Here is a 16,532-nt window from a genome sequence, read left to right on the forward strand (position 1 = left end):
ATCGTCAATACGTTCTCAGCACAGCTGGATGGGGCCCTGATGGATATGGCAGCCGCTGCGCTGCAGCAGTTCGCCAAAGTCCTCGGACATCAGGTATTCGAACTCCACGGGGCGCTGCCTGCCTATGGCGTCGCCCTGCACCACGCCGCTGGCCGGGTGGCACATCAGCAGGCCGCCATCCGCCATATGCGGCAGCCAGCTGGCCATCTGCCTGCCGTAGCTGGCGGTGTCGGGGGCATCAAAGCCATAGACGCCGCCAAAGCCGTGGTTCATGGGAATGTCGGCGCGGCGCAGCCGCCGGGTGGTGGTCCAGCCGCCGAGCAAGCCAATGATGGCGGCCTTGGGGCTGCGCCACAGGCCTGCAGCCGGGGCCGTGGAGCGCACCCAGGGCATTTCCCGCGTGGCGTAGCGGGCCTGAAGCTCCTGCTGCATGGCAGCGCGCAGGCCGGGCAGCTGATGCACATGCTGGTGGCCGTCGATGAAGTCCGGGGCCGTGCCCATGGCCCGTTCGAAGGCATCGAGCTGTTCGCGCCAGGCCTTGCGCATCAGATCCTGCGGCATCTGCCTTGCATAGGCCTGGCGCAGCACCGTGCCCAGAGCCTGGGCGCGATGCTGTCCGCCATGGTCTTCGGTCAGGTTGAAGTGCAGACCCACCGAGAGCCGGGGACGCAACTGCCGTAATGCCGGCGCGGCTTGAGGCCACAGAGGCGAAGTGCTCATGCAACTGGTGGCCGACAGACGACCGGCAAGCGTCAGCTGCTGCACGGCATCGTCCACCAGCGGGTGCAGGGCGTAATCATCGGCGCACAGCAGGATGGCGCGGGAGGTTTTCATGTGATTCATGCGGCGCCGCCTGCCTTGAAGGCCCAGAACTTGCTCATGACAAAAGTGCCTATGGCCACCAGCACCAGCACGGCGGCCAGGCTCCAGAAGTAATGCCAGTGCAGCCAGTTCAGGGCGATGTAGTACAGCGCCTCGTTGGCGACAAAGGAAAGGCAGGCCACGGCAAAGAATTTCGCCACCACCGGCCAGCCCCGGGCCTGCGCTGCCGAAAAGGTGAGCAGGGCGTGGCCGTTGTAGCTGACCACAAAGGCCACGAGGAACGCCAGCACATTGGCCCAGAGCGGCGGCATGCCGGAGAGTGAGACCAGCAGGCCGACCACCGCCAGATGCGTGGCTGCTGCCGAGCCGCCCACCAGCACGAACTGCAGCAGCTGGGGCAGGCGGCGCAGTCTTTGCAGCGCGTCCTCGATCACGATGGCTCGCGCAGCGGGCTGCGGTCTTCGTCATGGGCCACCAGGTAGATGGGGCGGCGCTTGACCTCTTCGTAGATGCGACCGATGTATTCGCCCAGAATGCCGATGGACAGCAGCTGCACGCCCGAGAACAGCATGATGCTGGCGGCCAGCGTGGGCCAGCCGCGCAAAGGGTTGCCGAAGAACAGGGCTTCGGCCGCAATCCACAGGCCGTAGGCCAGAGCCAGCAGGGAAATGCCCGCACCCACCATGCTCCAGACGCGCAGGGGCAGGGTGGTGAAGGAGGTCAGCCCCAGCAGCGCCAGCGATCCCAGGCGGCGCAGATTGAAGCTGGAGCTGCCTGCCGCGCGGTCCCTGGGGACGAAGGGCAGGGCTGCGGTCTTGAAGCCGACCCAGGCGTACAGTCCTTTCATGAAGCGATTGTTCTCCGGCAAGGCCTTGAGGGCCTCGACGACCTTGCGGTCCATCCAGCGGAAGTCGCCCGCGTTCGGCGGCATCTTGACCGTACTGCCCGAGTTCATCACGCGGTAGAACAGATCGGTGCCCATGCGTTTGGCGCTGCTTTCTGCGCCGCGGTCGGCAATCACGCCATAGACCATCTCGTAGCCCGATTGCCACAAACCGTGCATTTCGGCCAGCATCTCCAGCGGATGCTGGAAATCGGCGTCGATCAGCAGCACGGCGTTGCCCCGGGCGTGGTCTATGCCGGCAGACAGGGCGGCTTCCTTGCCGAAGTTGCGCGACAAGGCCAGGTAGCGCAGCGGCAGCTCCTGTGCCAGACGCAGGCACAGCGCGTGCGTGGTGTCGCGGCTGCCGTCGTTGACCACCACGATCTCGAAATCGGGTGTCAAGGCCCGGACCGTCCCGGCCAGGGCACGCAGAAAGCCCTCGATATTGGCTTGTTCGTTGTAGGCCGGCACCACGCAGCTCAGCCGCAGCGGCTGACGCGGCAACTGGGCTGGCGGGGCTGCGGGGGCATATTCGGCGTGAAGATCGGTCATGGAGCAGGATTTTCGCGCAAGTCTGTCACTGCTTGCCGGGCCGGTCACGGCTTGCGTTGCTGCAAAAAGGTCGTCGTTATACTCACGCCCCTACTGCCCCTGCTTCTTTCCTGATCGTCTGATGACCGCTGCTCAACGCGAATCTCTTGTTCTTGGCGGCCGTGCCGTTGCTGCCCTGCTCGCCGTATACGGCGTGATCTGGCTGGCCATCCACTGGGTGACGGCCCTGGCCGCGCCCGGGGACAACGTGGAGCAACTGATCTGGATGCGCTCGCTGGAGCTGGGCTATTTCAAGCATCCGCCCATGCCGACCTGGATCATGGCTGCCTCTGCGGCTGTCTTTGGTCCTTCGATAGGGCTGACCTATGTGCTGGGCGGTGTGCTCACACTGGGCTCATTGGCGATTTTCTGGAGGCTGCTGTGCGATATGCGAGGCCGGGCCTATGCGACCCTGGGCCTGCTGGCGGCGCTGAGCATCACCTTCTATTGCGGGCGGCTCTATTACTACAACCACAACGTCGTGATGATGCTGTGGATCTCGCTGGCCGTGGCACTGAGCTGGCATGTCACGCAAAAGCCGTCGCTGGCGGGCTGGGCCTTGCTGGGCCTGGTCTCGGGCCTGGGCATGCTCAGCAAGTATCAGTATGTGCTGGCGCTGGGGGTAATAGGCCTGTGGTGGCTGCGCATTGGTGCCTGGCGGAATCCGGTGCATGTCAAAGGGGCTGCGCTGGCGAGCGTGATCGGCCTGCTGGTGCTGTCGCCTCATCTGTACTGGCTGAGCACCCACGACTGGATGCCCATGCATTACGCCGAGCGCACGTCCCTGGGCCTGCATCTGGATGCGGCTGCCCGCATCAATATGTCCTGGAAGTTCGCGGTGGACTGGATCTTCAACCGCTGCATGCCCGCCTGGATGGTGTTGGGCGCAGCTTTGTGGTGGGCGCGCCGCTGTGCGGGCAAGGCCGGTGTACAGGCCGCGCCCGCGCCGCAAGCGCCTGTTGCCGTGGACAGGATGCTGCGCGAGTTCTGGCTGCTCTGGGGCCTGGTGCCGCTGCTGGCCATGCTGGTGCTGTGCCTGTTCACGGGCTCCTATCTGCACCTGCAGTGGGGGACGGCCTTCATGTTCCTGTGCGTGCCTGCCGTCATGGAGCTGGCACGCTCGCCCCGCAACTGGGGCGGCACGGCACATCTGCGCGCCGCCTGGCTGACGTTTGCGGTGCTGCAGGCGCTGCTGCTGCTGCAGTTCTGGCTGGCCTCGCCCATGGGGCTGTCGGGCTACAAGAGCAGCCATCAGAACCACATCCCCGTGGACCGGATCGTTGAAGGCCTTGCCCCCGCCGCGCATCGGGCTCTGGGCGGTCCGGTGGACATCATCATCGGCCCGCAGGCCCTGGCCGGGCGCATTGCCATGGAGCTGCCCGAGCGCCCGCGCGTCTATGTGGAGCGCAATCTGCAGTACAGTCCGTGGATTCGCGAGGACGAGCTGCCGAATGCCCGCATCATCGAGGTGATGGTGGCACCGGACCCCTTGCCCGAAGGCTGGACGCGTGCTTATGGTGTCTGGGCCTGGCGGCCCGTGAAGATTGCCAAGGGCGAGCACTGAGACCTGCCAAAACAAGCAAAGGCGGGCCTCTGGCCCGCCTTTTTTGCTGGAGTTGCCGATTCGAGCCTAGCTGGCAGCGCGATAGATGCGTGCGCGGCCGGTCTGCGATGCGCCGCGCAGGCTGCTTTCATAGGTGCTGTCTTCGGCCGCAGGCACCAGAGCCTTGGTGCGGCGCTGGTTGAGCACGGAAAGCCTTGCCAGCTGGTCACGGACCAGGGAGATTTCGCGGTCCAGATTCTGTGCCCGTTCGCGCAGCGCAGGCGTCCAGTCGTCGCCCGAGAAGCGCTTGACGAGTTGGGAGAACGCCACCATGGCGTCACGCAGGCGGGTGCTGGATTGTTCCAGCGCGGAGGCGTCCGGTGACTGCAGCGATGCCGAAACGGTCTGAATCACCGCATCCAGCGAGTCGAGCATTTCCTGCAAGGTCATCGGGTCAGCCTTTGTTCAGGAGTTCAGCCGCGGGCGCTTCAGCCGCGAGCGTGAACCAGGAATTCTTCGGTATTGGCCAGCAGCTTGTCTGCCACGGCCTCGGCGTTGACGCGGAAGCTGCCATTGGCAATGGCTTCGCGCATGGCCTTGACGCGATCGGCATCAAAGTCGGTATTGGTGCGGCTTTGGCTGTCCAGGGCGCGGGCCGAGGACGAAAAGGACACGGGCACGCCGGCGGCGCGCTCGGACAAGCCTTTGGTCGATTCTTCGGTGGCAACCGTGGTGGCGGATTTCGGGGCCTGCTTGGCAGCTGCAGCGGTTTGCTGCAGGTCCGGCTTATTGCCTATCTTCATGCTGGTTCTCCAATCGCCCTGTATCGGCGTAGGGCGCTGTAGCCTTGCTTTCGACAAGGGCGCGTAAAACTTGAGGAATATTTGGCATGGTTGATAAAGTGAGTGCGCACTCTCTCTTTATTGAACCAGAACCACGCCACTGGCATTGACCGTTCCTGTGACAAGGCGGCCATTATCCATGCGAACCCGTACCTGTTGCCCTTCTCCGGCTGCGGTCATTGCCTTGCCTGAGCCGGCAACACTGAAGCCACCGCCGTTGATCATCACCTGCACGGGCGATCCCGCCGTGAACAAGGCTGGCGGACGCACCATGTTCTGGCGCAGAGCCTGGCCCGATGCCAGCGGACGCGCCGCTACCATGCCGATGAAGTCCTGTGCATTGGCGAAGACAGGAGCGCTGTCCTCTGCCCAGTCCACTTCCGCGGGAACGGCGTCCTCGGCGCTCAGGGTCTTGCCGGCCGGAATATTGCCCTGGGTCACCCAGGCCGGGCCATAGGCCCGCACGGTGATGGGCAGGAACACGTTCCAGGGAACGCTGCCCTGCACGCAGCGCAGGCCCAGCCGGGTGCGACCCCAGAGGCGACTGCCTGCGGGCAGATAGGGCTCGACCTTGGCGCAGGCTGCCAGGCGCAGGCGCGAGTCCAGCTGGCCCATCTGGACCTCCATGCGCAAAGCCATGCCATTGCCGGCCTGCGCAGTCTCGGTTGATGGCTGGTGCAAAGCCGCATCGACAAAGCGCTGTCCGATCTGGCTGAGCTGCGCCGCGCCATCCTGGGCCTGTGCGCCAGCGGTCAGCAGCAGCGCAGCGAGACCCCATGCCGCAGCCAGGCCTTGAGAGGGGCGAAGGCGCAGAAACAGGGAAAAGCGGCCAGACATGCATCAATCCTTTGAAGCATCCACAGACACAGGGCTGCAGACGATGCTTGCAAATATAGGCGCGACCCGGCTTGCGCAATGGCTTGAAGTGCCAGCGCAATACCGCTTTCTTCGCGCTTTAGTTTGCGCTGCCGATTTTCATAATCCTCGCATGCCGCAGTCCGTGGGCTCCGGCATCCCCGAATTCTGAAAGCGAGGCCGCAATGCTGAACAAAATGACCGAACGACTGGACTTCCAAAGCGAGGCGCTGCTCTTGCGCGCCGAGCGCCAGCGTGCCATTGCCAGCAATATTGCCAATGCCGACACCCCCGGCTATGTGGCGCGCGACTTCAACTTCCGTGAAGCCTTGATGGCCGCGACCAGCGGGCCCAAGCCCCTGACCCAGGCCAGCGCCGCGACGGCAGGCCATATCCCGCTGCAGGCGCAGATGTCGGACGAGGCGCTCAAGGCCAAGCTTGGCTATTCGGTCAATTCCCAGCCCAGCCTGGACAACAACACCGTGGATCTGGATCGCGAGCGCGCCAACTTTGTCGACAACTCCGTGCGCTACGAAGCCACGCTGCGCTTCATCAACGGCCAGGCCAAGACCATGCTCAGCGCCATTCAAGGCCAGTAAGCCCAGGAGCTAAACCATGTCCATGTTTTCCATCTTCAATATCTCGGGCAGCGCGGTCAGTGCCCAGTCCCAGCGCCTGAACGTGGTGGCCTCCAATCTGGCCAACGTCGATGCCGTGGCCGGTCCCGATGGCAGCGTCTACAAGGCGCGCCAGGTCGTGTTTCAGACCGTGCCCATGGGCAACGACGGCAGCGCGGGCGTCAAGGTCAATGCCATCAGCGAGGACAACACGCCCGGTCGCCGCATCCACGACCCCAGCAATCCGCTGGCCGATGGCGAGGGCTATGTCACCCACTCCAACGTGAGCGCCGTGGACGAGATGGTGAACATGATCTCGGCGTCACGCTCGTATCAGAACAACGTGGAAGTCATGAACACGGCCAAGACGCTGCTGCTCAAGACTCTGCAAATGGGCCAGTAAGCCCGGGAACACACACACATGATCTACGGCGCAAGCAGCGTGGACGGCACCACGACCAACACCACCAGCAATACCAAGAACGCGGTGACCGACCCCAACGAGGCGCAGGACCGTTTCCTCAAGTTGCTGGTGGCCCAGCTCAACAACCAGGACCCCATGAATCCCATGGACAACGCGCAAATGACCTCGCAGATGGCGCAGATCAACACCGTGACCGGGATTCAGCAGTTGAACCAGACCATGGCCTCCATGGCCAGCCAGTTCACGGCCATGCAGGTGCTGCAAGGCACTTCCATGATCGGCCGCACGGTGCTGACCGAGGGCAATACCTTGGGCGTGGCGGCCGATGGCACGCATACCGCTGCCTTCGATCTGGAAAACCAGGCGGCCAGCGTCAAGATCCAGATCACAACGGCCAGCGGCGAGTTGGTGGACACCATCGACCTGGGTGCCGGCGCAGCCGGGCGCAACTACTTCACCTGGGAAGGCAAGGACAAATACAGCGGCGATGCCTCGCAGTTGCGCTACAGCGTGGTCGCCACCAATGGCACGACCGCCGTGGCATCCACCCCGTTGGCGCCGCATGCAGTGATTGCCACCAGCTCGGCCAATGGCTCTTTGTCGCTGGAGCTCGATAACGGCAGCAGCGTGGCTTATTCCGGCGTCAAGGCCGTTTACTGATTGAGGAACACATCATGGGTTTTCAACAAGGCCTCTCCGGCTTGAACGCCGCCAGCAAGAACCTGGACGTCATCGGCCACAACATCGCCAACTCCAACACCACGGGCTTCAAGGCCTCGCGCGCTGACTTTGCCGAGATGATCGCCAGCGCCATCGGCTCGGCCAGCGGCCAGAGCAGCGGCATTGGCGTCAACGTGGCCTCGGTGTCCCAGCAGTTCAGGCAGGGCTCCATCACTTCGACGGGCAACAACCTGGACATCGCCATCAATGGCAACGGCTTTTTCGTCGTCAAGCAAAGCGATGGCAGCATCGCCTATACGCGCGCCGGCAACTTCGGTCTGGACAAGGAGGGCAACCTCAAGACCGTGGACAACGACAATGTCATGGGCTATGTGGTGGATCCTTCGACCGGCAAGATCCAGTCGGGTGCCACGCCTGTGCCGATGAGCTTTCCCACAGGACAGCCGATTCCCGCCAAGCAGACATCCAAGGTGAATGTGGAGCTGAATCTGGATGCGCGCGCCACGGTGGCCGCCGGCGACGCGACAGCCACGCCTCCAGTCGCTGCCACGCCGCGTGCCACCTATGGCACCTCGCTGAATGTGTATGACACACAGGGCACGGCGATCCCGGTCAATCTGTATTTCGAGAAAGATGCCACAGGCAACACCTGGAATGTCTTCAACTCGCTCGATGCCACGGCCACGCCGATCGGCAAGGCCCTGTTCGATGCCAGCGGCAAGCTCACCAGCGTCACCCCCAATGCACCGACCACAGGTTCGGGCACCACGCTGAATCTGAGCGTCAGCGGCGGCACGGCCAATCCCAACGGCCTGCAGCCTTTCAATGTCGCGTTCGATTTCGGCGGTCTGACCCAGTTCGGCACCAAGTTTGCCGTCAGCAGCCTCAAGCAGGACGGCTATACCTCGGGTGCGCTGACCGGCATCAATGTGGGCCGCGACGGCTCCATCGTGGCCTCCTACTCCAACGGCGTCACACGCACCGAAGGCCAGATCGCTCTGGCGGCCTTCACCAATACCCAGGGTCTGGGCTCCATCGGCAACAACAAATGGGTGGCCACCTCCGACTCCGGTCCGGCGCTCAATGGTTCGGCCCAGACCGGCACCTTCGGCTCGCTGCAGTCGGGTGCACTGGAGGAGTCCAACGTGGACCTGACGGCCGAGCTGGTCAACATGATGACGGCACAGCGCTCCTATCAGGCCAATGCCCAGACCATCAAGACGCAGGATCAGGTGTTCTCCACACTTGTGAACTTGCGATAACAGATAAGCCCCTGAGGCGCTTTGCGCCGGGCTGCAAAAGCGATTGATTTGACGGGAGGAAGGTCAGCATGGACAAAATCATTTATACGTCGATGACTGGGGCCAATGCGGCAGCCCAGCGTCAGGCCGTGCTGGCCCACAACCTGGCCAATGCGGGCACCAACGGCTTCCGGGCCGAGATGTCCACCTTCCGCTCGGTACCGCTGCAGGGCTCGGGTGCCGGCACGCGGGTGTTTGCACTGGAAGCTACCTCCGGCTATCAGGACACTCCCGGCCCTGCCCAGCGCACCGGCCGGGCGCTGGATGCCATGGCCATGGGCCGCGCCTGGTTTGCCGTGCAGGGCCTGGATGGTCAGGAGGCCTACACGCGCAACGGCGTGTTCGAGATTTCGCCCGAAGGGCAGCTGGTCAACAGCAACGGCCAGGCCGTGCTCTCCGACGGCGGCGCTCCCATCGACATCCCGCCCGAGTCCACGATCTCCCTGGGCTCGGACGGCACGCTGACGGCCAAGACGGGCAATCAGCTGCCCGTGGCCGTGGGGCGCGTCAAGCTGGTCACGCCGCCCGTCGATGAGCCTCTGGTGCGCGGCGATGACGGCTTTTTCCGCGCGGCCCAGGGCGATGCGCTGCCCAACGATGAAACAGCGCGCCTGCTGTCGGGCTCGATCGAGGGATCGAACGTGAACTCCGTCGAAACCATGGTCGGCATGATCGCGGCCTCGCGCCAGTTCGAGCAGCAGATGAAGCTGCTGCAGACCGCTGAAACCAACGATAAATCCGCCAGCCAGCTGCTGAGCTTGAACGGCTGATAGCCAAAGGAATACGTCATGATCAATTCGCTGTTCATTGCCAAGACCGGCATGGAAGCCCAGCAGACGCAGCTGGACGTGATTTCGCACAATCTGGCCAACGTCTCCACCACCGGCTACAAGCGCGCGAATGCGGTTTTCGAGGATCTGATCTATCAGAATCTGCGCCAGTCCGGTTCGCAGACGACCGAGCAGAATCAGCTGCCGACCGGCCTGCACCTGGGCCTGGGCGTGCGCACCGTGGCCACCAGCCGCAACTTTCTGCAGGGCAGCCTGCAGCAGTCGAGCAATGCGCTGGATGTGGCCATCAACGGCAACGGCTTCTTCGAAGTCAATATGCCCGACGGCACGATTGCCTATACCCGCGACGGCTCGTTCGAGGTCAATGCCCAGGGGCAGCTGGTGACCTCCAGCGGCCTGCCCGTGGCCAACGGCATCACCATCCCCAACGGGGCGACCAAGGTGTCGATCAGCCATGACGGCGTTGTGAGCGTCACCATGCCCGGCCAGGCTGCGCCGCAGCAGGTGGGTAATATCGCCATGAGCCAGTTCATCAATCCCGCCGGTCTGGAGCCGCGTGGCCAGAACCTCTACATCGAGACTGCCTCCTCGGGCCAGCCCCAGCAGGGCACGCCCGGCACCAACGGTCTGGGCACGATTCAGCAGGGCTATCTGGAGGCCTCGAATGTGAACGTGGTCCAGGAGCTGGTGACCATGATCCAGACGCAGCGCGCCTACGAAATGAATTCCAAGGCGATCCAGACTTCCGACCAGATGCTGGCCAAGCTGGCGCAGCTCTGATTGATCACCATGTATTGAGGAGCAGCTTGCGCTTGATACATCTGATTTTCAGATGAAATCAATATCAGATTCAATATTGAGCAAGCGCTATCAGCTCCTATTTAAGTAGCGTGCATTGCGCACGCAAGGGCACAAGGGGCCAAGCGCCTGACTGCCAAGGACTTGCCGCCATGTTCAAAACCATTGTTTCCCATTGCCCGCCGCTCTGTGCCCTCACTGCGGCCCTGCTGGTTTCGGGCTGCGTCACGCTCAATCCGCCGCCGCCCGTGGACATGCCCTCGACCGCACCCCCCGTGCTGCAGCCACGCGAGCAGACGGCCCAGGCGCCCACCGGCAGCCTTTTCAACGCCAGCCGCTACCGGCCCATGTTCGAGGATCAGCGCGCCCGCATGGTGGGCGACTCGGTGACGGTGCAGATTGTCGAGCGCGTTTCGGCCAGCCAGAGCACGGACTCCAAGGTCGGGCGTGCCAACGAGTTGAGCACGGGCATCACCTCGCTGCCGCTGCTCAGGGGTGGCGCCGAGAAGACGGTGGCCGATGCGCTCACCATGGGGGCCGAGAGCAAGAACGACTTCAAGGGCTCGGGTGCCACCAGCAGCAACAACACCTTCACGGGTTCGATTGCCACCACCGTGGTCGATGTGCTGCCCAACGGTCATCTGGTGATTGCCGGCGAGAAGCAGATTGGCGTGAACCATAACGTCGATGTGCTGCGTTTCACGGGGACGGTGGACCCGCGCTCGCTGCGTCCGGGCAGCACCGTGGCATCGACCCAGGTGGCCAATCTGCGCGTCGAGTCGCGCAGCCGTGGCCAGGCCGGTGAAGCCCAGTCAATTGGCTGGTTGTCCCGGTTCTTTTTGAACGTTATGCCGTTCTGATTCTTCCGAGAATGGGCAGTATGAAAGTACTGTCCACGCTCCTGTCACTGCGCCCTGCGCACACCGCCTTGTTGGTGGTCGCAGCCCTTGGCGCCAGCGGGCTCACCCTGCCTGCGCATGCCACACGCATCAAGGAGGTTGCCGCCATCCAGGGCGTGCGCAGCAACCAGTTGACAGGCTACGGTCTGGTGGTCGGCCTCGATGGCACGGGCGACCAGACCACGCAGATGCCCTACACCAAGCAGGCGCTGGCCAATTACCTGGAGCAGATGGGCATCGCCCTGCCGGCAACGGGCAATGCGGCCCAGCTGCAGCTCAAGAATGTGGCGGCGGTGATCATCACGGCCGAGCTGCCGGCCTTTGCGCAGCCCGGCCAGGCCATCGACATCAATGTCTCCTCCATGGGCAACGCCAAGTCGCTCAAGGGCGGCACGCTGGTGGCGACACCGCTGCGCGGCGCGGACGGAGAGATCTATGCCCTGGCCCAGGGCAATGTGGTGGTCGGCGGCGCCGGGGCTGCTGCAGGCGGCTCCAAGGTGCAGGTCAATCACCTGAACGCGGGCCGCGTGCCGCAGGGCGCACAGGTCGAGCGTGCCGTGCCCACCCCCGTCAATCAGGGCAACACGATCACGCTGGGTCTGAATCAGACCGACTTCCAGACCGCCGACAAGATGGTGCGCGCCATCAACCAGCGCATGGGAGCCGGCACCGCCATGGCATTGGATGGCCGTACGGTGCAGGTCAACGCTCCCATCGATCCGGGCTCGCGCGTGCGCATGATCGCCGAGATTCAGGAGATGCCCATCGAGACCTCCAAGCCGGCGGCCAAGGTGGTCATCAATGCCCGCACCGGCTCCATCGTGCTCAATCAGGCGGTGACCCTGGGCCCCTGTGCCATTGCGCACGGCAATCTGTCCATCACCATCAGCACCACGCCGGTCGTCAGCCAGCCCGCGCCGTTCTCGCAGGGTCAGACCGTGGTGGCGCAGAAGTCCGATATCCAGGTCAAGCAGGAGCCCGGCAAGGTCATCAACATGCCCAATTCGCCCCAGCTCACCGATGTGGTGCGGGCACTGAATTCACTGGGCGCCACGCCGCAGGACCTGCTGGCCATCCTGCAGGCCATCAAGGCTGCAGGCGCCATGGACGCCGAGCTGGAGGTGATATGAGCACGTCATTGCCCCATTCTTCATCCCTGGCGGCCAGCAATGCTCTGGCTGTCGATGCACGTTCGCTCAATGCGCTCAAGACGGCAGCCGGCGAGAACAGCCCGCAGGCCGCGCGCGAGACGGCCAAGCAGCTGGAATCGCTGTTCATGCGCGAGATGATCAAGAGCATGCGCGAGGCGACCATGAAGTCCGGCCTGCTCGACAGCGCGCAGGGCAATCTCAGCACCGATCTGCTGGATCAGCAGCTGTCGGTCGCCATGGCCGGCCAGCCTGGCGGCCTCACCGATGCCATCAACAAGCAGCTGGCGCGCAGCATGGGGGTCGATGCGGCCGAGGACGCCGAAATTGCCGTGCCTTCCACACTGAGCCTGAGCCGCAATGCCTGGCGCAATGTGGGCAGCAACGGCGCCTGGAGCGGCAGCCGCAGCCAGGCTGCGCAATCGATCAATGCCTATGCACCGGCTCCCAAGGGCCGCGACAACTTCGTGACGGCGCACACCGGCGCGGCGCAGCGTGTGGCCAGCGAGAGCGGCATCCCGGCCCACTACATGATCGGCCAGGCCGGACATGAGACGGGCTGGGGCAGGAGCGAGATCCGCAACAAGGACGGCAGCAACTCGTTCAACCTGTTCGGCATCAAGGCCGGTGGCAGCTGGACGGGCAAGGTCGCCGAAGTCACGACCACCGAATACATCAATGGCGCGCCCAAGAAGGTGACGGCCAAATTCCGCGCCTATGACTCCTATGAGGAGTCCTTCCGCGACTACGCACGTCTGATCGGCAGCAATCCGCGCTACGAAAAAGCCATGGCCCAGACCGGCTCTGCCCAGGCCTATGCCAGCGAGCTGCAGAAGGCCGGCTACGCCACCGATCCGGCCTATGCGCAAAAGCTCAGTCGCGCCATTCAGAGCGTGGCCCAGGTCACAGTCGCCAACGCCGGCAACAGCAGCGCCAATGTCGCAAGCCGTCTGGGCGTCAGCGCCCGTGCCGCACAGATCAACAAGATCACCGAGAACCAGTCATGAGTCTTCTGAACGTGGGCGCACGCGCCCTGATGGCCAACCAGATCGCCCTGCAAACCACGGGGCACAACATTGCCAACGTCAACACCGCCGGCTATTCGCGCCAGAGCGTGGCCTTCCAGACCTCGGCGGGCCAGAACATCGGCAATGGCTATATCGGCAATGGCGCCGATGTGGCGACCATCCTGCGCAACTTCAGCGAGCTGCTCAACCGTCAGGCGGCAGCGGCCAGCGCGGTCAGCGCATCGGACGCGGCGCGCTCGCAGTCGCTCAATCAGATGCAGGAAGTGTTTTCGGGCGGCAGCAATGGCCTGGGCGCTGCAGTCAACGACATGCTGAATTCTTTTGCCGATGTGAGCAGTGCTCCCACGGATCTGACTTCGCGCAACGTGGTGCTCACACGCATGAACGAGCTGGCTGCGCGCTTTCGCTTGGCTTCCGGTCAGCTCGATGAGCTGGACTACAACACCAAGCAGCAGATGACCAACGATGTGAACGTGGTCAACAGCCTGGCCAGCCAGGTCGCGTCGCTGAACTCGCAGATCAGCCGGGCTGTGGCGACTGGCGGTGTGCCCAACGATCTGCTGGATCAGCGCGATCAGCTGGTGCGTGACATCAACAAATATGTGCAGACTTCGCAGGTCGACGCCGGCGATGGCTCCATCACGCTGTTCGTGGGCGGCAGCCAGCCGCTGGTGATGGGGCAGACTGCCGCGCAACTCAGTCTCAAGGAGTCTGTGCAATACCCTGGCAGCGGCCAGATGAGCCTGTACTTCCAGCAAGGCAGCGGACAGACGGTGGAACTGACGGCCAATATGGTTGGTGGCGGTGAGCTGGCGGGTCTGCTGCAATTTCAGAACTCCGACTTGACCGAGGGTCGCAATTTGCTGGGCCGCATGGCGGCCACGCTGGGTGCGGCCATGAATCAGCAGCAGCAAAGTGGCCTGACTCTGGATGGCAAGCCGGGCTCTGCCCTGTTCACGGTGCCCAGCACGGTTGTGGGGCATACCTCGATTGCAGGTATCACGGCGCAGGCGCAGTTTGTGGATACGGCTTCCACCAGCATTCCAAAGACGCCGCTGGACTACACGGGCTATCAAGCCTCCGATTACAAGGTGCTGTTCAAGGACAACGGCGCGTTGTCACTGATTCGTCTGTCGGACAACAAGGTCACGGATTTTGCCGATATCAATGAGCTGGCAACGACCACGGTTGATGGTCTGCGCTTCAATGTATCGGGTGCCGGAGCAAAAGGCGAGTCCGTTCTGTTTCAGCCCTATGCCAATGTGGCGCATGACTTCAAGGCCCTGGTGTCCTCGCCGCGCGATCTGGCTGCAGCCAATCCGATTACAGCGGGCATGTCGCAGAGCAACAAAGGCAATCTGCAGTTGGCGGCGCTGAAAGTCAATTCGGGTGACTTCACGGTGCCGCCTACGACTACCGGTGTGCAACTGAGCTTTCAAACCGATGCGCAAGGCAATATCAGCTATACCGTTTCGGGCTCCAGCAATGCTGGCAGCAACGTCAGTGGCAAGCCCTATGTGTCTGGCCAACCGATTGAAGTCGATGGCTGGTCCATCACGCTGACGGGGACGCCTCACGACGGCGATTCGGTACTGGTGGGCGATGCGCTGGATCCTCAGTATGGTGACGCCTATACGCGCAATGCCGGCAATGCGGGGGCCTTTATGGATCTGCGCGACGCCAAGGTGTTTGATGGTGGTACCAGTCTCAGCGACGGTTACTCGGCACTGATCGCTCAGGTCGGCACACGCACGCAGAGTGCCAATTACGCCGCCAAGCTCTCCCGCACGATTGCCGACAATCTGGAGGCTGACCGCACGGCTGTGTCGGGAGTCAACCTCGACGAGGAAGCCGCCAAGCTGCTGCAGTTCCAGCAGGCCTACCAGGCCTCGGCCAAGATGCTGCAGGTGGCACAGGGAATTTTTGACAGCGTGGTTCAGGCCGTGGGCCGCTGATCCGCAACAAGGAGCCAATCATGACCAATATTGCCCGCGTTGGCACGGCCAGCATGTATGACAGCTCGGTTCGCAACATCAATTCGCGCCAGAGCAATCTGGTCGATCTGATGGACAAGATTACCGCTGGCAAGCGCGTGCTGCGCGCCAGCGACGACCCGGTGGCGGCCGCCCAGGCCGAGCGCGCACGTACCAGGCTGACACGCACCGAGTCCGATCAGCGCTCTCTGGACGCGCAGCGCAATATCATCTCCTATGGTGAATCGACTCTGGGCGAGGCCAACAAGGCTTTGCAGGATTTTCGCGATCTGCTGGTGAATGCGGGCAATGGCACGTTCAACCAGACCTCGCGCGATGCATTGGTGGCGCAGATGACGAGCCTGCGCGACCAGCTCATGAGCTATGCCAACCGCAAGGACAGCAATGGCTTGCCGCTGTTTCGCGGCCTCGACAGCTCCGAGCAGCCCGTGCAGGGCTACACGTTTGCGGGCCAGCCCGGTCAGTCCGGCAGCGGCGACAACAGCATTCCCAACTCGCTCGATGGTGCTGCGGCATGGATGAATGTGCCGACCGGAAACGGCGTGCTGGAAGTCAATGCAAACCAGAGCAACAAGGGCAAGGCCTGGGCCGATGTGGGCGTGATCTCGGACCCGTCCACCGCAACCGCGCTGACCACGCCTGTCAGCGTCGAGTTCTCCATGGATGCAGACGGCAAGCCTCAGTACAGCCTGGATGGCGGAGCGACCTTCAAGCCTTACAAATCGGGCGAGGCGATCGAGGTGGCCGGCATGAAGCTGACCATCACGGGCGAACCTGCAGCCGGCGACAGCTTTACCGTGTCACCAAGCCAGCGCTCGAATATTTTCAGTGTGCTGGACAAGGCGATTGATGCCGTGCGCAACGGCAGTAATACCGACGGCTCCACGGCGACGGGGGCATTGACCCATGCCATCACCAAGGGCCTGGCGGAAATCGATACCGGCATGAGCCGTATGCAGACCGTGCAGAGCTTTGCGGGTGACTTGCTCAATCGTGCCGATCGCATTGAAACCGGACTGTCCGCACAGTCGTTGCAGCAAGAGGCTGACCGCTCAAGAGCCGAAGATCTGGATATGATTCCCGCGCTTTCTGAAAAAGAAACCCAGACCGTGGGTCTGCAGGCGGCTCTGCAGTCTTATGCTCAGATCCAGAAGCTGTCACTGTTCAACTACATCGGCTGATTCCTGCGGGCTCTGCCCGTCTTGATGTCTCGTCGTACACCTGTCCAAATCCTCCATGACCCAGTCTGCCCTCAGCTCCTTGACTCTTGGTTATCGGCCGCTCTGGGGACGTACGCGACGCCTGGCAGGAATTC

The 16,532-nt window shown here is 63.1% G+C and carries 19 protein-coding genes; 13 read left to right on the forward strand and 6 right to left on the reverse strand.

What is annotated here, in order from left to right:
- Positions 1 to 15: 15 nt before the first annotated feature.
- The 3 genes from NOX35_RS02360 to NOX35_RS02370 are packed head-to-tail and all read right to left on the reverse strand — an operon-like array spanning position 16 to position 2,257.
- The gene (locus NOX35_RS02360; RefSeq protein WP_256495604.1) at positions 16 to 843 is read right to left on the reverse strand and encodes a ChbG/HpnK family deacetylase; all 828 of its coding nucleotides are present in this window, start codon (positions 841 to 843) and stop codon (positions 16 to 18) included.
- Positions 840 to 1,256 carry a GtrA family protein gene (locus tag NOX35_RS02365; RefSeq protein WP_371878513.1) on the reverse strand — a complete coding sequence of 139 codons (417 nt, stop codon included), beginning with the start codon at positions 1,254 to 1,256 and terminating at the stop codon, positions 840 to 842. The genes NOX35_RS02360 and NOX35_RS02365 overlap by 4 nt, the downstream gene beginning before the upstream one ends.
- Complete coding sequence (locus NOX35_RS02370; protein WP_256495605.1) at positions 1,253 to 2,257, reverse strand: glycosyltransferase family 2 protein; 1,005 nt, start codon at positions 2,255 to 2,257, stop codon at positions 1,253 to 1,255. Before NOX35_RS02370 ends, NOX35_RS02365 begins: the two co-directional genes overlap by 4 nt.
- Before the next feature lie 121 nt (positions 2,258 to 2,378).
- On the opposite strand from NOX35_RS02370, the gene NOX35_RS02375 reads away from it, so the two are divergent.
- On the forward strand, positions 2,379 to 3,860 hold the full coding sequence (locus NOX35_RS02375; RefSeq protein ID WP_256495606.1) for a glycosyltransferase family 39 protein: 1,482 nt from the start codon (positions 2,379 to 2,381) through the stop codon (positions 3,858 to 3,860).
- A gap of 66 nt (positions 3,861 to 3,926) precedes the next feature.
- Here NOX35_RS02375 and NOX35_RS02380 read toward each other — a convergent pair whose 3' ends face one another.
- From NOX35_RS02380 to flgA, 3 genes are all read right to left on the reverse strand, one after another.
- A complete protein-coding gene (locus tag NOX35_RS02380) occupies positions 3,927 to 4,289 on the reverse strand; it encodes a hypothetical protein (RefSeq protein ID WP_182285471.1) in 363 nt (120 codons plus the stop codon).
- A 38-nt stretch (positions 4,290 to 4,327) separates the two neighbouring features.
- Entirely contained in the window at positions 4,328 to 4,642 is a 315-nt protein-coding gene (gene flgM / locus NOX35_RS02385) for a flagellar biosynthesis anti-sigma factor FlgM (protein ID WP_003065535.1), read from the reverse strand.
- Positions 4,643 to 4,759: 117 nt separating this feature from the next.
- The gene (gene flgA / locus NOX35_RS02390; protein ID WP_182285472.1) at positions 4,760 to 5,518 is read right to left on the reverse strand and encodes a flagellar basal body P-ring formation chaperone FlgA; all 759 of its coding nucleotides are present in this window, start codon (positions 5,516 to 5,518) and stop codon (positions 4,760 to 4,762) included.
- On the opposite strand from flgA, the gene NOX35_RS02395 reads away from it, so the two are divergent.
- The 12 genes from NOX35_RS02395 (at position 5,517) to flgL (ending at position 16,398) form a co-directional block, all read left to right on the forward strand.
- Positions 5,517 to 5,708 (forward strand): hypothetical protein, encoded by a 192-nt coding sequence (locus NOX35_RS02395; RefSeq protein WP_182285473.1) that lies wholly within the window; start codon positions 5,517 to 5,519, stop codon positions 5,706 to 5,708. The genes flgA and NOX35_RS02395 overlap by 2 nt on opposite strands.
- A 13-nt stretch (positions 5,709 to 5,721) precedes the next feature.
- Entirely contained in the window at positions 5,722 to 6,135 is a 414-nt protein-coding gene (flgB, locus tag NOX35_RS02400; protein WP_256495608.1) for a flagellar basal body rod protein FlgB, read from the forward strand.
- A 16-nt stretch (positions 6,136 to 6,151) separates the two neighbouring features.
- Positions 6,152 to 6,556, forward strand: coding sequence for a flagellar basal body rod protein FlgC (gene flgC, locus NOX35_RS02405; RefSeq protein WP_003059205.1), 405 nt, complete (start codon positions 6,152 to 6,154; stop codon positions 6,554 to 6,556).
- An 18-nt stretch (positions 6,557 to 6,574) separates the two neighbouring features.
- Positions 6,575 to 7,237: a flagellar hook assembly protein FlgD gene (locus NOX35_RS02410; RefSeq protein ID WP_256495611.1), complete on the forward strand. Its 663-nt coding sequence runs from the start codon at positions 6,575 to 6,577 to the stop codon at positions 7,235 to 7,237.
- Positions 7,238 to 7,251: 14 nt separating this feature from the next.
- Positions 7,252 to 8,520 carry a flagellar hook protein FlgE gene (flgE, locus tag NOX35_RS02415; RefSeq protein WP_182285476.1) on the forward strand — a complete coding sequence of 423 codons (1,269 nt, stop codon included), beginning with the start codon at positions 7,252 to 7,254 and terminating at the stop codon, positions 8,518 to 8,520.
- Positions 8,521 to 8,588: 68 nt separating this feature from the next.
- Positions 8,589 to 9,329, forward strand: coding sequence for a flagellar basal body rod protein FlgF (locus NOX35_RS02420; protein WP_182285477.1), 741 nt, complete (start codon positions 8,589 to 8,591; stop codon positions 9,327 to 9,329).
- Between the two features lie 18 nt (positions 9,330 to 9,347).
- Positions 9,348 to 10,130 (forward strand): flagellar basal-body rod protein FlgG, encoded by a 783-nt coding sequence (flgG, locus tag NOX35_RS02425; protein ID WP_182285478.1) that lies wholly within the window; start codon positions 9,348 to 9,350, stop codon positions 10,128 to 10,130.
- A gap of 170 nt (positions 10,131 to 10,300) precedes the next feature.
- On the forward strand, positions 10,301 to 11,008 hold the full coding sequence (locus NOX35_RS02430) for a flagellar basal body L-ring protein FlgH (protein ID WP_182285479.1): 708 nt from the start codon (positions 10,301 to 10,303) through the stop codon (positions 11,006 to 11,008).
- 20 nt (positions 11,009 to 11,028) lie between these two features.
- A complete protein-coding gene (locus NOX35_RS02435; protein ID WP_256495614.1) occupies positions 11,029 to 12,177 on the forward strand; it encodes a flagellar basal body P-ring protein FlgI in 1,149 nt (382 codons plus the stop codon).
- Positions 12,174 to 13,202, forward strand: coding sequence for a flagellar assembly peptidoglycan hydrolase FlgJ (flgJ, locus tag NOX35_RS02440; protein WP_256495615.1), 1,029 nt, complete (start codon positions 12,174 to 12,176; stop codon positions 13,200 to 13,202). The genes NOX35_RS02435 and flgJ overlap by 4 nt, the downstream gene beginning before the upstream one ends.
- On the forward strand, positions 13,199 to 15,178 hold the full coding sequence (flgK, locus tag NOX35_RS02445; protein WP_182285481.1) for a flagellar hook-associated protein FlgK: 1,980 nt from the start codon (positions 13,199 to 13,201) through the stop codon (positions 15,176 to 15,178). Before flgJ ends, flgK begins: the two co-directional genes overlap by 4 nt.
- Before the next feature lie 20 nt (positions 15,179 to 15,198).
- Entirely contained in the window at positions 15,199 to 16,398 is a 1,200-nt protein-coding gene (gene flgL / locus NOX35_RS02450; protein WP_182285482.1) for a flagellar hook-associated protein FlgL, read from the forward strand.
- Positions 16,399 to 16,532 lie beyond the last annotated feature (134 nt).

Origin of the sequence: Comamonas sp. C11, from assembly GCF_024496285.1 — a bacterium.
GTDB lineage: Bacteria > Pseudomonadota > Gammaproteobacteria > Burkholderiales > Burkholderiaceae_C > Comamonas > Comamonas testosteroni_F.

What these genes read in the sequence shown, in the direction of transcription:
- flgM (WP_003065535.1), bottom strand. Translation starts at nt 4,642, where the DNA reads ATGAAGATAGGCAATAAGCCGGACCTGCAGCAAACCGCTGCAGCTGCC.
- flgK (WP_182285481.1), top strand. Translation starts at nt 13,199, where the DNA reads ATGAGTCTTCTGAACGTGGGCGCACGCGCCCTGATGGCCAACCAGATC.
- flgA (WP_182285472.1), bottom strand. Translation starts at nt 5,518, where the DNA reads ATGTCTGGCCGCTTTTCCCTGTTTCTGCGCCTTCGCCCCTCTCAAGGC.
- flgG (WP_182285478.1), top strand. Translation starts at nt 9,348, where the DNA reads ATGATCAATTCGCTGTTCATTGCCAAGACCGGCATGGAAGCCCAGCAG.
- flgE (WP_182285476.1), top strand. Translation starts at nt 7,252, where the DNA reads ATGGGTTTTCAACAAGGCCTCTCCGGCTTGAACGCCGCCAGCAAGAAC.
- flgJ (WP_256495615.1), top strand. Translation starts at nt 12,174, where the DNA reads ATGAGCACGTCATTGCCCCATTCTTCATCCCTGGCGGCCAGCAATGCT.
- NOX35_RS02375 (WP_256495606.1), top strand. Translation starts at nt 2,379, where the DNA reads ATGACCGCTGCTCAACGCGAATCTCTTGTTCTTGGCGGCCGTGCCGTT.
- NOX35_RS02360 (WP_256495604.1), bottom strand. Translation starts at nt 843, where the DNA reads ATGAATCACATGAAAACCTCCCGCGCCATCCTGCTGTGCGCCGATGAT.
- NOX35_RS02370 (WP_256495605.1), bottom strand. Translation starts at nt 2,257, where the DNA reads ATGACCGATCTTCACGCCGAATATGCCCCCGCAGCCCCGCCAGCCCAG.
- NOX35_RS02420 (WP_182285477.1), top strand. Translation starts at nt 8,589, where the DNA reads ATGGACAAAATCATTTATACGTCGATGACTGGGGCCAATGCGGCAGCC.
- NOX35_RS02410 (WP_256495611.1), top strand. Translation starts at nt 6,575, where the DNA reads ATGATCTACGGCGCAAGCAGCGTGGACGGCACCACGACCAACACCACC.
- NOX35_RS02395 (WP_182285473.1), top strand. Translation starts at nt 5,517, where the DNA reads ATGCATCAATCCTTTGAAGCATCCACAGACACAGGGCTGCAGACGATG.
- NOX35_RS02435 (WP_256495614.1), top strand. Translation starts at nt 11,029, where the DNA reads ATGAAAGTACTGTCCACGCTCCTGTCACTGCGCCCTGCGCACACCGCC.
- NOX35_RS02430 (WP_182285479.1), top strand. Translation starts at nt 10,301, where the DNA reads ATGTTCAAAACCATTGTTTCCCATTGCCCGCCGCTCTGTGCCCTCACT.
- NOX35_RS02380 (WP_182285471.1), bottom strand. Translation starts at nt 4,289, where the DNA reads ATGACCTTGCAGGAAATGCTCGACTCGCTGGATGCGGTGATTCAGACC.
- flgC (WP_003059205.1), top strand. Translation starts at nt 6,152, where the DNA reads ATGTCCATGTTTTCCATCTTCAATATCTCGGGCAGCGCGGTCAGTGCC.
- flgL (WP_182285482.1), top strand. Translation starts at nt 15,199, where the DNA reads ATGACCAATATTGCCCGCGTTGGCACGGCCAGCATGTATGACAGCTCG.
- flgB (WP_256495608.1), top strand. Translation starts at nt 5,722, where the DNA reads ATGCTGAACAAAATGACCGAACGACTGGACTTCCAAAGCGAGGCGCTG.